Origin of the sequence: Labrenzia sp. 011 (genome assembly GCF_003075075.1) — a bacterium.
Lineage (GTDB): Bacteria > Pseudomonadota > Alphaproteobacteria > Rhizobiales > Stappiaceae > Roseibium.
Window position 1 is genome coordinate 51,340 of sequence record NZ_QCYM01000023.1, and the last position, 13,148, is coordinate 64,487.

Annotated in this window: 11 protein-coding genes; 5 read left to right on the forward strand and 6 right to left on the reverse strand. The window is 61.9% G+C overall.

The window, feature by feature from the left end:
• Positions 1 to 115: 115 nt before the first annotated feature.
• Positions 116 to 1,075 (forward strand): cysteine synthase A, encoded by a 960-nt coding sequence (gene cysK, locus DCO57_RS19270; protein ID WP_116700542.1) that lies wholly within the window; start codon positions 116 to 118, stop codon positions 1,073 to 1,075.
• 33 nt (positions 1,076 to 1,108) lie between these two features.
• Here the strand turns inward: cysK and DCO57_RS19275 are convergent, their stop codons facing one another.
• Complete coding sequence (locus DCO57_RS19275) at positions 1,109 to 2,080, reverse strand: agmatinase (RefSeq protein WP_116700543.1); 972 nt, start codon at positions 2,078 to 2,080, stop codon at positions 1,109 to 1,111.
• A gap of 211 nt (positions 2,081 to 2,291) precedes the next feature.
• Here DCO57_RS19275 and DCO57_RS19280 point away from each other — a divergent pair, with 211 nt between their 5' ends.
• Complete coding sequence (locus DCO57_RS19280; protein WP_116700544.1) at positions 2,292 to 2,714, forward strand: VOC family protein; 423 nt, start codon at positions 2,292 to 2,294, stop codon at positions 2,712 to 2,714.
• Positions 2,715 to 2,892: 178 nt separating this feature from the next.
• Here the strand turns inward: DCO57_RS19280 and DCO57_RS19285 are convergent, their stop codons facing one another.
• The 5 genes from DCO57_RS19285 to DCO57_RS19305 all read right to left on the reverse strand — a co-directional run bounded on the left by DCO57_RS19285 (position 2,893) and on the right by DCO57_RS19305 (position 7,541).
• Positions 2,893 to 3,132, reverse strand: coding sequence for a BrnA antitoxin family protein (locus DCO57_RS19285; RefSeq protein ID WP_116700545.1), 240 nt, complete (start codon positions 3,130 to 3,132; stop codon positions 2,893 to 2,895).
• Between the two features lie 135 nt (positions 3,133 to 3,267).
• Entirely contained in the window at positions 3,268 to 4,794 is a 1,527-nt protein-coding gene (locus DCO57_RS19290) for a YifB family Mg chelatase-like AAA ATPase (protein WP_116700546.1), read from the reverse strand.
• A 225-nt stretch (positions 4,795 to 5,019) separates the two neighbouring features.
• Positions 5,020 to 5,244: a hypothetical protein gene (locus DCO57_RS19295; RefSeq protein WP_116700547.1), complete on the reverse strand. Its 225-nt coding sequence runs from the start codon at positions 5,242 to 5,244 to the stop codon at positions 5,020 to 5,022.
• Between the two features lie 130 nt (positions 5,245 to 5,374).
• The gene (locus DCO57_RS19300) at positions 5,375 to 6,547 is read right to left on the reverse strand and encodes an MFS transporter (RefSeq protein ID WP_116700548.1); all 1,173 of its coding nucleotides are present in this window, start codon (positions 6,545 to 6,547) and stop codon (positions 5,375 to 5,377) included.
• Positions 6,507 to 7,541, reverse strand: a complete 1,035-nt coding sequence (locus DCO57_RS19305) for a hypothetical protein (protein ID WP_133192711.1) — start codon at positions 7,539 to 7,541, stop codon at positions 6,507 to 6,509. The genes DCO57_RS19300 and DCO57_RS19305 overlap by 41 nt, the downstream gene beginning before the upstream one ends.
• A gap of 165 nt (positions 7,542 to 7,706) precedes the next feature.
• Between DCO57_RS19305 and DCO57_RS19310 the strand changes: the two genes are divergently transcribed.
• From DCO57_RS19310 to DCO57_RS19320, 3 genes are all read left to right on the forward strand, one after another.
• Positions 7,707 to 8,615, forward strand: coding sequence for a LysR family transcriptional regulator (locus DCO57_RS19310; RefSeq protein WP_116700550.1), 909 nt, complete (start codon positions 7,707 to 7,709; stop codon positions 8,613 to 8,615).
• A 292-nt stretch (positions 8,616 to 8,907) separates the two neighbouring features.
• Positions 8,908 to 10,845 carry a cache domain-containing protein gene (locus DCO57_RS19315; protein ID WP_116700551.1) on the forward strand — a complete coding sequence of 646 codons (1,938 nt, stop codon included), beginning with the start codon at positions 8,908 to 8,910 and terminating at the stop codon, positions 10,843 to 10,845.
• Positions 10,846 to 11,207: 362 nt separating this feature from the next.
• Positions 11,208 to 12,347, forward strand: a complete 1,140-nt coding sequence (locus DCO57_RS19320) for a PepSY-associated TM helix domain-containing protein (RefSeq protein WP_165814789.1) — start codon at positions 11,208 to 11,210, stop codon at positions 12,345 to 12,347.
• The last annotated feature ends 801 nt before the right edge of the window (positions 12,348 to 13,148 follow it).

The window sequence follows — 13,148 nt, forward strand, 5'->3', positions numbered from 1 at the left end:
GCCCCTTAAAACTTGCCGCCCGCCGTATTATCTTAGCGCACCAAGCAGTCAGGATACGCGGGTTTCCGCTTTCCCGAGCTGTCATACAAGAGCAGGTTGCTCCAGGGAGATATCGATGACCATCAAGACCAGCGGCCGCGGAAAGATCTATTCCTCCATCACGGACACTATTGGCGACACGCCGCTGGTGAGACTGGACCGTCTCGCCGCGGCCCACGGCGTCAAGGGCAACCTGCTGGCCAAGCTTGAATTCTTCAATCCGATCTCGAGCGTCAAGGACCGGATCGGTGTTGCCATGATCGAGGCCATGGAAGCGGACGGCCGGATCGTGCCGGGCAAGACCACGCTGGTGGAGCCGACCTCGGGCAATACCGGTATCGCGCTCGCCTTCGTTGCCGCGGCCAAGGGCTACCGGCTGATCCTGGTGATGCCGGAGACCATGTCCGTCGAGCGGCGCAAGATGTTCAAGATCATGGGCGCGGAACTGGAGCTGACCGAAGGCCCGAAGGGCATGAAGGGCGCGATCGCCCGTGCCGAGGAGCTGCTGGGCGAGATCGAGGGATCGGTGATGCCGCAGCAGTTCGAGAATCCCGCCAATCCGGAAATCCACCGCACCACCACGGCGGAGGAAATCTGGAACGACACGGACGGCAAGGTGGACGCGTTCGTGTCCGGCATCGGCACCGGCGGCACGATCACCGGGGTGTCCCAGGTGCTCAAGCAGCGCAATCCCGACCTGCATGTGGTTGCCGTCGAGCCTGCGGACAGCCCGATCCTGTCCGGCGGCCAGCCGGGTCCGCACAAGATCCAGGGCATCGGCGCGGGCTTCGTTCCCTCCGTGCTGGATACATCGGTCTACGATGAAGTGCAGACCGTCGCCAATGAGGACGCCTTCGCCATGGCCCGCGAAATCGCCAGGACCGAGGGCGTGCCGGTCGGCATTTCCTCCGGTGCCGCCCTGACCGCGGCCATCCGCGTCGGCAAGCGGGAGGACATGGCGGGCAAGAACATCGTCGTGATCATTCCGTCCTTCGCCGAACGCTATCTGTCCACGGCGCTGTTCGAAGGACTGTGATCCGCGGGCCACTGCAGATCCGGTGAGCGCCGGTTATCCTCGCCGGTGGTGCAGAACCCTGCCGATGGTGTTCATCAGAAGCTGCGCGGCCAGGGTGCCGGTGGAGCCGGTCGGATCGTAGTCCGGGGCGACCTCCACCAGATCGATGCCGACGATGGACCCGCGCCTGGCGAGTCCGTCGATCAGTTCCAGCACCTCGTAATACAGGAACCCGCCATGGCTGGGCGTTCCCGTGCCCGGGGCGATGGAGGGATCGAAGGCGTCGATGTCGATGGTCAGATAGTAGCGCGCGCCCTCCGGGATACGCGCCAGCATGCCGTCAATCCCGAGCCTGCGCACATGGCGCACGGACTGGATGTCCGACCCCATGCGGCGGGCATCCTCGTAGCCATCGCGCGCCGTTGACGAGACATTGCGGATGCCTATCTGGGAAAGACCCGTCACATAGGGTTTTTCCGCCGCCCGGCGCATGGGGTTGCCGTGGCCGTAGCGCACGCCGTGGCGTTCGTCGACAAAATCCAGATGCGCATCGATCTGCACCACATGGATCGGTTCCTGGCCGTCGAAGGCGTTGATGCAGGGAATGTTCACCGAGTGATCGCCCCCGAGCACCACGGGCAGGGCGCCCGCCTGCAGGATCCTGCGTACGCCGAACTCGATCCGTCTGTGGCTTTCGACCGTATCGGTGTGGACGATATCCGCATCGCCGATATCGACGATGCGCGTCGTTTCCGCCGGCAGATAGGTGATGTCGTCCTCGAAGTCATAAGCGCCGGCATGGCCGAAGGAAAAGAGGGTCGAGGACTCCCTGATGGCCCTTGGGCCCATGCGGGCGCCCGAACGCCACTGGGTACCCATGTCGAAAGGCGCGCCCATCACGGCGACATCCGCGTCGATGGCCTCCCAATCCGACTGATAGGGATATTTTCCGAACGTGCAGATCCCGACAAAGGGCAGGTTCAGCCGCCCGCCTTCGTAGCCGTGAGTTTCTCCATCCGATGCCATGCCGCACTCGCTCCTGACGTGAACCAATACGTCACTAGAACACCGATTCGGCGCTCGTGAAAGCCTGCTGCCTTCAGTGCCCTTCCCAGGGGAACAAACCGGTTGACCAACATACCAACTGGTTGGTATGTGTCTGGCGTCAGGGCGGCGCGGAAACATCTCCTCAGGTCGCATTGACCTGAAAACAGACGCAGATTTCTGGAGGAAAATAATGGAACCGACGATCTATCTGTTCTTCAACGGCACCTGTCTTGAAGCCATGACCCACTACGCAGAGGTGCTCGGCGGCACGATCGGCTACGTCTTCCGCAATGGAGACGCCCCCGACGACGGCAGCCGGATGCCCGGCGGCGCCGACATGATCATGAACATGAGCGTCACCCTGGGTGGGGCGACCGTCATGGCGTCCGACAATTGCGAAGACATGTACAGCGTGCCGCAGGGGTTCCGGGTGTCGATCTCCCCGTCCTCACGTGAAGATTTCGGCCACGTGTACGACGCACTCGCCAGGGATGCGCGGTCCGTCGAGATGCCGCCGGACGAAACCTTCTGGGCGGAGCGCTTCGCCATGTTCACCGATCGCTACGGCACCCCCTGGATGCTGAATTATACAGGCAACAAGGCGCCGGCCTGACGACCTGCGAACAGCCGCGCCGGTCACCGCGGCGCGGCCGGGCACCCCAGTGTCGCGAATGGTCCCCAGAGTATGTCGCGCTGAACTGAATTCAGAAAATCACCCGCATGTATTTGCGCTGCGAACGCTGCCCGGGGCGTCTTCCTGAAGCCAGGAATTGGCTCAAACGCGCCAGGCTCTAGCTCAGACCGGCGGCCTGCCTGAGCGCTGCGTTGATGCGCTCCTGCCAGCCGGGGCCGTCTTCCTGAAAATGCGCCAGAACGTCCCGATCGAGGCGCACGGAGACCGTTTCCTTGCCCACGGGGATCGCCGGGCGGGAGGCTTTGGGCGCCTCTTCGACCGGCTTCGTCGTTACCGACTTGAACAGGGACTCGGCCCTTTCGATGGCGCTGGTATGTCGGCGAGGCGGTTGAGCCATGGTCTGATTCCAATGTTTGAGGAGGTCGCGCACAGCATAACCTGAAAACCCGGGGTTACAGACTTTAATATGGTGCTCCCGGGGCGTGGTTCCCCTTGCCCTTGCCAGGGATGCCGGCTGGGCGGGCCGGACCCGCTATGCCGCGCGGCGCGACATGTCCTGGCCGCGATAACTCATCGCCTCGGCCAGATGGATACGGCTGACGCTGTCCCTTCCGTCGAGATCGGCAAGGGTGCGGGCCAGTTTCAGGACGCGGTGATAGCCGCGGGCGCTGAGCTGCAGGGTTTCGGCAGCCTGGCGCAGAAAGGCCAGGCCCTGATCGTCCGTCCTTGCCATGGTCTCGACAATGGCGGCAGGAGCCTGGGCATTGGTCCGGCAGGACACGCCGAGATCGAGAAAACGCTGTTCCTGTATCCTGCGGGCCTCGGCGACGCGCCCGGCCACCACGGCGGACGACTCGCCCTCGGCCGGGCCGATCAGATCGGCGGCGGTGACGGCAGGAACCTCGATCCGCAGGTCGATCCGGTCGAGGAAGGGTCCGGACACCCGGGCCTGATAGTCGGTCACGCAGCGCTCGCCCCGGCGGCACTGGTGGCCGGGTTCCCCCGCATGGCCGCAGCGGCAGGGATTCATGGCGGCGATCAGCTGGATACGGGCCGGATAGGTGACCCGGTGATTGGCGCGGGCAATCACCGCCTCGCCGGTTTCCAGCGGCTGGCGCAGGCTGTCGAGCACCTGCGGATTGAATTCCGGCAACTCGTCCAAAAACAGCACACCGTTGTGGGCGAGCGAGACTTCCCCCGGCCGGGCCCTCAGGCCACCACCGACGAGGGCGGCCATGGACGCGGAATGATGGGGCGCGCGGAACGGCCGCCGGTCGGTGAGCTTGCCTTCGGCCAGTTCCCCGGCCAGCGAGGCAATCATCGAGACCTCCAGGAGCTCGCGCGGGGTCAGCGGCGGCAGGATCGAGGGAAGCCGGCTCGCCAGCATGGATTTTCCGGAGCCCGGAGGACCGGTCATCAGCAGATTGTGGCCACCGGACGCGGCGATTTCCAGGGCACGGCGCGCGCTTTCCTGGCCCCTGACCTCGGCAAGGTCCGGCATGTCGCCCGCAGGCCCCTGAAGCTTCGCCGCGGGACGGGAGAGCACCTGCGTGCCCTTGAAATGGTTGGCGAGCTGGATGAGGGAACGGGGCGCGAGAATGTCCATCTCGGCATCGGCCCAGGCGGCCTCGCCGCCGCTTGCCTCGGGGCAGATCAGTCCCTTGCCGAGGGCATTCGCGCCCATGGCGGCGGGTAGAACGCCGGCGACGGGCGCCAGTGTGCCATCGAGGCCGAGTTCCCCCAGCACCACGAAGTCGGCCAGAAATTCCGCAGGTATCGCCCCGATGGCGGCCATGACGCCCAGCGCGATCGGAAGGTCGTAATGGGAGCCTTCCTTGGGCAGGTCGGCGGGGGCCAGATTGACGGTCACACGCTTGGCCGGCAGTGCCAGGCCGGAGGCGGACAGGGCGGCGCGGACACGCTCCCGGCTTTCGGCCACCGCCTTGTCGGGCAGGCCGACGATGGTGAAGGCCACCATGCCCGGACCGACATGCACCTGCACGTCCACCGGAACCGCCTCGATACCCTGAAACGCGACCGTCGTTACCTTGCTGACCATTCCGAAATCTTCAAAAAGGCTCACGTGGAAAGTGTGGTCAAAACAAGCACACAACAGCAAAAGAAGCAAGAACAAAAGCGGAACCTGATGCCGCCCCGGCTCGTCGGCCTCGCGGCAAAGGCCCGAATTCAGCACCGGTCGGCACGTCTCACAGATACCCGTGGCCCCCTCAGGAGCCGGCATCCCGGAGAACCGGAAGCAGCAAGGCAGCCGTCCCGGTCAGCCTCAGGAGGCGAGGGTGCGGCGCCAGTTTCCGGAATAACCGCTGGTGCGGGAAAGCATGTCGTCCAGATACCTGGGAACACGGAACCTGTCGCTCGTCTCCAGCCGGTTGGCTTCCATCCATTCGGAAACCAGTTCGATCATTCTGTCCGGATCCTTTTCGAACATCGCGCGGCAAAGCGCCATGTCGAGTTTGACGTCTTTTTTTCTTTCCGAGGATACAATCATGGGTTCCAACCGCAAATTCCCTATCAATCAATACGTGCTTTAATGATGCTTACAATCTTTGAGAATGCCAGCAAATAGCGGTTATACGGATGATCGCCACCATAATGCGGTGTTATGCCCGGCTTTCTGCTCATTCCGGTATTTTGAACAATGTCAGTCCGCAACACAGAAGGCCCGCCGCCACGAAAAGCGCAGAATGGCCGATCACGGGGATCATGAATCCGCCGATCACCGGGCCGAGGCCCTGTCCGAGAGACAGCAGAAAGAAGGTAAAGCCGAAGCCGATGGACGGGGTTTCCCGGAAAATCCGCATGCTCCACATGCCGAACAGGGCCGTCATCACGATGAAGCCGGTGCCGAAGCAGGCCGCGGACAGGTAAATGCCGAGTCGGGTACCGATCATCAGCGGCAAGGCGCCTATGGCGGCACCGACGGCAAGCGCCAGCACCAGATAGGTGCGGCGCAGCCCCCATCTGTTGACGAGCCCTCCGGCAAAGCAGCCGGTCACGCCGGCAATCCCGAGCACGATCCAGAACAGGACCGCATCACGGGGATTGCCCGTCAGCGTCCATAACAGTTCGACGGCGTAGGTCCAGAAGACCGCGGTCAGAACGCCGAAGAGCAGGGCCGCGGCAAACAGCGGCCGGGCGGCCTTGTGAAACAGGTACCTGACGGATCCCGCCGCCGACGAAACCGGCCTGGCGGACCCGCCCGGCAGGGTGAACATGTTCCAGACGGTAACGGCCAGCGCCAGGACCGCGAAGGTCAACCAGGCCAGACGCCAGTTTTCGCCCGCGAAAAGGGCGAGCGGCCCTGCGAAGGCAACGCCGAAACCGGTTCCCGAATTGATCCAGGCATAGACGGAATTCTGGCGGGGCAATTCCGTATGACGGACAATCACGTCGGAAAAGGGCGGATAGGACAGGCCCGGGCTCGTCCCGGCGATGAAAACCCCGAGCGCGAGGATCCAGGGATCCGGAGACACTGCGATGATCGCCATGCCCGACGCCGCCGCAAGGCCGCCCAGAACGATCGGCAGCCGGGGGCCGATGGCCGTGGACAGCCAGGAACCGGCGAAGGTCGCCGCCAGATAGCCCAGATAGGATGCCCCGGCGATCAGGCCGATCATTTCCGTCGACAGACCGAATTCCAGCCGGATGTCCGGCAGGAACAGGCCGAAGCAGTAGCGGGCCAGGCCGTAGGTCACCGCCACGATGGCAAGCCCCGCGGCTGTCACGCTCCCGGTGCTTGCGGCAAGCCCGTTATGTTCGGCGTGAGAGCTGGAAATGAAGTGTCTCGTCATCAGTGAGGGTCTCGCCGGCAATCTCGAAAAATCCGCCGTGCCGCCGGTAGTGGCGGTACTGCTCGAGGGTCAATTTCAGGCAGAAGTTGGAAACGTGCAAGTTTCTTCCATTGATTGTACCGGAAAACTCCTCACCGAGAACGGCGACCTGGGCCGTGCGCCCGTCCTGGAACGGAACCGGAAGCAGAAAGAACCTGTTCATGGACGGCGCGGTGCCGTCGACCGCCTGCTCGAAAGCAATGCGTGAAAACCGCTGCATGGCGGGATGGGCATAGAATTCCGGTATCTTGCCGATCTGCGGGGCCGCATAGAGCTGGCTTTCCGACAACAGGAGATCTCCGGGGCGCGCGATATCGCGCAGCCACCCGTTCACGGTGTAGGGGTCGTCGTTGCCCTCCTGAAAGCCCAGCATGGTGACAAGTGCCGGGAGGCCGCCGTCCTCGACGGCATCGCTCAGCCGGAAGGCGTCGAAGCTCGTGGTAATGAACTCCAGCGGGGTGTCGGGCAGAATTTCCTGCAGGGCCGGCCGCATGTGCGAGACGGACATCGGATTGATGTCCACGGCGATATAGCGGTCTATGACGACGCCCAGATCCATCAGGGTTCTGAGAATGAACCCGGTCTTGATCGGCTCGGGGCCGAGCTCGACATAGATCAGCGGTCCCGACCCGCAGATCTGCGCGATTTTCGAGCAGATCTGGACCAGCGCGTCGCGGAAGGACGTGCCCTGCTCGCCGAGCCGGCCCAGCCCCGGGGAACCGATCCCGGCCAGGTTCAGCTCGCGCATGAGCCTGAACACTTCGTCAAGATGGTCCGTGGCATGCTCCCGCCGCCCGGCATTGGTGTATTTCACCCTGTTATCCTGCGTGACGATGCGGTCGAGACTGAACTCCGTGTGACTTGCTATCGTCCGGTGCACTCTGTGCTGTAGCGACAGGAGGGGTTCACTTGCTTCCAGAAAGTCCGTCTGATCGGCTGTAAGGGCTAGTGTCATGTCGGATCCCCGCTTTGACGAATGAGACACCCGGATTACGGGATTTTTTTTCGAGGGGTAAATTTATAATTGCAGCACCCCATAATAGAACGTTATGCTTGCGCGAAACCGAATTGCGGATTTCAGCCAAACCGTGGTTTTGCGTCAAAGCGGAGACACTGAAACATGACCATCGGCCGTTTCAATATCGAGTTGCTGGAAGCCTTCGTCGCTGTAGCGGAAGCAGGCAATGTGACCCACGCCGGCTCGAAACTGAACCGTACCCAGCCCTGCGTCAGCACACAGCTCAGACGTCTGGAGGAGCGGGTCGGCAAGCCGCTGATCGAGCGCAACGCCCGCACCATGAACCTGACGGCAGCCGGACGGATACTCTACCAGCACGCCACCGACATACTCAAATCCCATGAAGAGGCGCGCCTGCGTCTGTCGGCACCGGAGCTGACCGGGACCGTGCATGTGGGACTGCCGGAATGGTATGCGACCGGGCAATTGCAATCGATCTTCTGCAATTTCGTCAAGATCCATCCCAACGTGAAGCTGGAGATGACGGTCGCGGACAGCGCGACGCTGCACGAGATGCTGTCGAACAACGAGATCAACCTGGCCATCGCGCTGGTCTCGCCCTCCAGGGCCAAGCCGGGCGGGATCGTCGAGGAGCCCCTGCACTGGGTAGTGAGCGACTCCTGCCCGCTGACGGACCCGCTTCCCCTGATCCTTTTCCCCGAGCCCTGTCCGTTCCGGGAGCTGGCCTTCAGCGCCCTGGCCCGCGCCGGCAAGCAATGGTACGAACGTATCACCACGACAAGCGTCGCCGCCGCCCAGGTGGCGGTCCTGTCGGGAGCCGGCGTCAGCTGCCTGCCTTCGGGGGCCGTGCTGGACGGATTCAAGATCCTCAAGGAACACAACGGCTTTCCGAGCCTGCCGTCGACCGAACTGGCCATATACACCCAGTCGAAGACGCAATCGCCCATCGTCGACTATCTTGAGGTGCATCTCAACGACCTGCTGCAGAACGCGATCGCGCCCCGTTCGGCGCTTGGCGGCAAGATGCAGCCGGATCTGCGGGTGGTCTGACTTTCGGAAGGCGCATCGGGTCATCGCCGGCAAAACGCGTTGCGGCCCCTGACCTTCGGATTGCTCCGGTCAAACGACTCAGTTGCGCAGGCGTCCGTACGGGCAAATCTTCGGCAGAATTCTCATGCCGATTTACCGCACATATCATTTCATTTGCATATTTGAATATGTAACCTCCGGAAAATTACCTATAGTCATCCGGAAAATTGCCAAATTTTCGCCTTGGCATTGCCAAATTTAACAGATCCTTCAGCTCCTTTTTCCATCTTTTCGCCAAAGGATCGGAGAAACCATGAAGACCATCAGGGCGAAATTGACCGTATTGTTTGTTGTTCTGGCGCTGCTCGGCGCCGGCGCGGCATTTTCAATCAGCGAGTTGCTGACCTCCAGGCTGACCGACATGGCTCTCGCCCGGGAGGTGACTTCTGCGGAACGGACCCTGCTGTCGCGCATTCAGGCGGACAGCCGGCAAGCCCTGCTGATGGCGGCGGTCGTCGCGGGCCAGAAGGGTGTCCAGGAAAAACTGGCCGCCGGGGACCGGGAGGGTCTCGCCGCCGAATTCGTTCCGGCCTTCGGCGCCCTGAAAAAGAGCTACGACATCCGTCAGTTCCAGTTCCACCTGCCGCCGGCCGAAAGCTTCCTGAGAGTACACAAGCCGGAAAAATTCGGGGACGACCTTTCCAGCTTCCGGCACACGGTGGTGGCGACCAACACGCGGGGTGAACCGATTTCCGGCCTTGAAAAAGGCGTCGCGGGCCTTGGAAACCGGGGTATTGCCCCGATCATTCACGACGGATCCCATGTGGGCTCGGTGGAATTCGGTCTGAGCTTCCATGAAAAATTCGTGGAACAGTTCACCGCCGAAACCGGCGTGCCGCTTGCCGTCCTCATCGACACTCCTGACGGCATGAAGGTCATCGGGTCGCAACTCCCTGACGGGATGGACCCTGAGGCCGTCCTGGCGGATATTGCCGCCGGTTCCGTGACGGATGCGAGTGGCCGGTACCATCTCGACGCCCTCACCCTTACGGATTTTTCCGGTGAGAACGCCGCGTCGGGCATTCTCGCCATCGACCAGGCCCCCTATACGGCCATCCGCAATTTCGGACGGATCCTCGGCACCGGCGCGGCAATCGCCCTGCTGGCCATCGTGGCGGCCGGTATCCTTTACGCGAACCGCAATGTCTTCGCGCCGCTGCAGGTGGTGACCAACCAGATCTCCGAACTTGCCGAAGGCAATGCGAACCAGGAGGTCCAGGGCATGACGCGTAGCGACGAGGTCGGCAATATTGCCCGCGCCCTCGACGTGTGCTGTGCCAACAGGCGGGCGCAGGTGGAGCTGGAAGAAGCCAAGTCCCGCGAGGACGAGAACCAGAATCACCGCCAGAACAGGATCGAAACCCTGATTGCCGATTTCAGGACCAGATCGGCGGAAATGCTGTCCGCCGTCACCCAGGTGAACGGCGAACTGCAGGACACGGCGTCCGTTCTGGAAAGCGCAGCCTCCTCGAGTGCGAGCCAGGCGGAAGGGGCAACCCATGCGTCGGAGGAAGCCGCCTCCAACGTGGAATCCGTCGCGGCGGCCACCGAAGAACTGGAATCCTCGACCAAGGAAATCGCCCAGCAGGTCGAGCGCACCACGGGTGTCATCGGCCAGGCGACCACCGGTGTCGAGGATACCAACCAGACGATCTCCGGCCTGGCAACGGCCGCCGGCAAGATCGGCGAGGTCGTCACCCTCATCCAGGCGATCGCCGAGCAGACAAACCTGCTGGCACTGAACGCGACCATCGAGGCGGCCCGTGCGGGTGAAGCCGGAAGGGGCTTTGCGGTGGTTGCCGCGGAAGTCAAGGAACTGGCGACTCAGACCTCCAACGCCACGGAAGAAATCTCCAGCCAGATCGGCGGCATTCAGACCTCGACCGAAGCGGCCGTCAACGCGATGAAGGGGATTTCCGCGACAATGAACGATGTCAACGACTACACCACCGCCATCGCCAGCGCCGTCACGGAGCAGACCGCCGTGACCTCGGAAATCAGCCGCAACATTCAGGGCGCCGCGCAGCAGACCAAAAGCATGGTCGGCAACATCAGCCAGCTGGACCATGCGGTCACCGAAACCAACACCTCTTCGGAAACGGTAAAGGTGAAGGCCGGTGAAGCCGTTCACATCACCGAGGAAATGCGGGCGGAAATCGAACGCTTCCTGGAGGCCGTGGCGGCGGCATAACGTCCAGGCAGATCCAGACGAAACAACGCCGGGCTCCGATCTCCTGCGAAGGATCGGAGCCCTTCCTCTTTCAGGATCCGGTGCGTCTCTTCCGGTGTCAGGCAGCCGGGAAAATGTAACCACCCGATGCAACTGCCCGCACTGCCGGTAGCCCGCCGTGGAATTGTACTCCGCAATCAGGCTCTTCGGCATGATCCGGACTTTCCGGTCTCAGTCCCACGCGACAATCGGTTACAATTCTGCAGCGGCGATGCGGTCCCGGGTCTTTGACACCGGGAAAATACGCCGCTAGCCCTGCGAGCGTGGGCGTTCACCGCAAGATGCCCTCCCATCTTCAGTCGAAACAGGACCGTCGTGACGCCATGTCATTCAAACGCATTGTTTTCTGGTCACATCTCGTTGTCGGCATCACCTTCGGACTGGTAATCCTGTTGATGTCGGCCACGGGTGTGCTGCTGACCTACGAACGGCAGATCATCGCCCATATGGAACAGCACGCGGTGGACGCGTCGTCAGGTGTCCGGCCGCTCACCGCGGACGAGATGGTGCGTGCGGCCCTTGCAAGCGGCGCTCAACCCGGAAATTCGCTGGTCTTCTCGAATGGTGACCGCACACCGGTCGAACTCTCGGTCAGCCGGCGGGAGACCCACCTTCTCGACCCCTACTCCGGGGCTCCACTCGATGATGCGGCGCAAACCACGAAAGCCTTTTTCGGCGGGGTCACCGGTCTGCACCGGTGGCTGGCCCTGTCGGGTAAAAGCCGGCAGCTGGGCCGGGCCATCACCGGTGCCGCCAATCTCGGTTTTTTCTTCATCCTGGTCTCGGGAATCTATCTTTGGTGGCCAAGGAAATGGACCTGGAGGGTCGTCAAGCTCAATCTTCTTTTTCGCAGAAACCTGCCGACTGCCAAGGCGCGCGACTATAACTGGCACCACGTCTTCGGGATCTGGGCGCTCGTGCCGCTTCTTGCGGTCGTGCTGTCCGGAGTCGTGATCTCCTATCCCTGGGCAAGTAACCTTGTGGCCACCGCATTCGGGCCCGCATCCCCGCTCCAGCCAGGCCAGGTCGCATCCGACCAGCGGCAAGACCAGCAAGGGGCTGTCGGCGACCCGGTCAGTTTTCAGGCCATCGCCGACATGCTCCGGGAGACTGAACCCGCATGGCGAACCCTTTCGATCAAGCTCCCGAAAGACCAGGAAGATTCTGTCCTCGTCACGGTGGATACGGGGAATGGCGCGCAACTGGCGCGGCAGAAGACCTATACCGTTTCCCGAGTGACCGGCGACATTCTTGCCACCAGCAGCGTGGACGACCAGCCGCTCGGCAGGCGTGTCCGCGTCTTTCTCCGCTTCCTGCACACGGGCGAAGTTTATGGCGTTTTCGGCCAGACCCTGGCGGGTCTTTCCTCTCTGGCCGCGGTCTTCCTGTTCTATACGGGATTTGCCCTGGCGTACCGCCGGCTGATCCAGCCGATTTTCCGGCGGCGTTCCCTGAGCGCCTGATCCCTGCATCCCAGGGGTCTGATGCGCCTCCGGCCACGTTGCGGCATCCACCGATGCCAAACACGATTTCTGCCGGGGCTTTCCAGCACCGGCAGAAGTCTCGACGAGCCTTCTGCCGGCGAGATAGTCCATCGGCCGAAACCACCTTTGTCTCGGCCCATTCGGGGAACGACCGTTCGCGCTGGATCTGCTTTGCAGATATCTGCCTGGTTCCGCCAGTCATTCCCAAAACGGAAGGCCTCCGTCTGCCGACGAAACTTGCGACAATCCCAGGAAAAACGTTACGTTACGTTGAGGTGCGCTCGGCCAGGGAAGCCCGAATAATAGCCAAATACCGCCGTTTTATATTTTCAAATACAATTTAATAGTGCGATCATCGGGTTATTTACAACCAAAAATGATTGTGCCAGTCTCGTATCAGATTTGTTTTGAAGCTGATCCGTGAACCGCTCAGATCGGAGTGCGGAGAAGCTGAAAAATGGCCGTTAAAATTGAATGCCATGCGGTGCCATACAGTCCGAGCTTTGGGCCAATCATTATCTCCATACATGGGAGGGGTATAGGCACGTTCTTCATCTCGTTCATGCCGCTCCATCGTACTTAGAGGGAGCCTCTGGCATACGTCGCTGCGGCTCAGTGCGGAATTACCTCAGAGGAAGTGGGTTGGAGCTGTCTCTTATACACAGTTGACGCTGCCGGTGACTACTTACGTTTACATACTGGTGGTCGTCGTAACATTAAGACATACAAAGCTTGATAAATCATCTTGAAGTAAATTACGAGTATTCACGTACTGACTAT

Excerpts from the sequence above, each read along its gene's own strand:
- cysK (WP_116700542.1), top strand. The coding sequence starts at position 116 with ATGACCATCAAGACCAGCGGCCGCGGAAAGATCTATTCCTCCATCACG.
- DCO57_RS19275 (WP_116700543.1), bottom strand. The coding sequence starts at position 2,080 with ATGGCATCGGATGGAGAAACTCACGGCTACGAAGGCGGGCGGCTGAAC.
- DCO57_RS19280 (WP_116700544.1), top strand. The coding sequence starts at position 2,292 with ATGGAACCGACGATCTATCTGTTCTTCAACGGCACCTGTCTTGAAGCC.
- DCO57_RS19285 (WP_116700545.1), bottom strand. The coding sequence starts at position 3,132 with ATGGCTCAACCGCCTCGCCGACATACCAGCGCCATCGAAAGGGCCGAG.
- DCO57_RS19290 (WP_116700546.1), bottom strand. The coding sequence starts at position 4,794 with ATGGTCAGCAAGGTAACGACGGTCGCGTTTCAGGGTATCGAGGCGGTT.
- DCO57_RS19295 (WP_116700547.1), bottom strand. The coding sequence starts at position 5,244 with ATGATTGTATCCTCGGAAAGAAAAAAAGACGTCAAACTCGACATGGCG.
- DCO57_RS19300 (WP_116700548.1), bottom strand. The coding sequence starts at position 6,547 with ATGACGAGACACTTCATTTCCAGCTCTCACGCCGAACATAACGGGCTT.
- DCO57_RS19305 (WP_133192711.1), bottom strand. The coding sequence starts at position 7,541 with ATGACACTAGCCCTTACAGCCGATCAGACGGACTTTCTGGAAGCAAGT.
- DCO57_RS19310 (WP_116700550.1), top strand. The coding sequence starts at position 7,707 with ATGACCATCGGCCGTTTCAATATCGAGTTGCTGGAAGCCTTCGTCGCT.
- DCO57_RS19315 (WP_116700551.1), top strand. The coding sequence starts at position 8,908 with ATGAAGACCATCAGGGCGAAATTGACCGTATTGTTTGTTGTTCTGGCG.
- DCO57_RS19320 (WP_165814789.1), top strand. The coding sequence starts at position 11,208 with ATGTCATTCAAACGCATTGTTTTCTGGTCACATCTCGTTGTCGGCATC.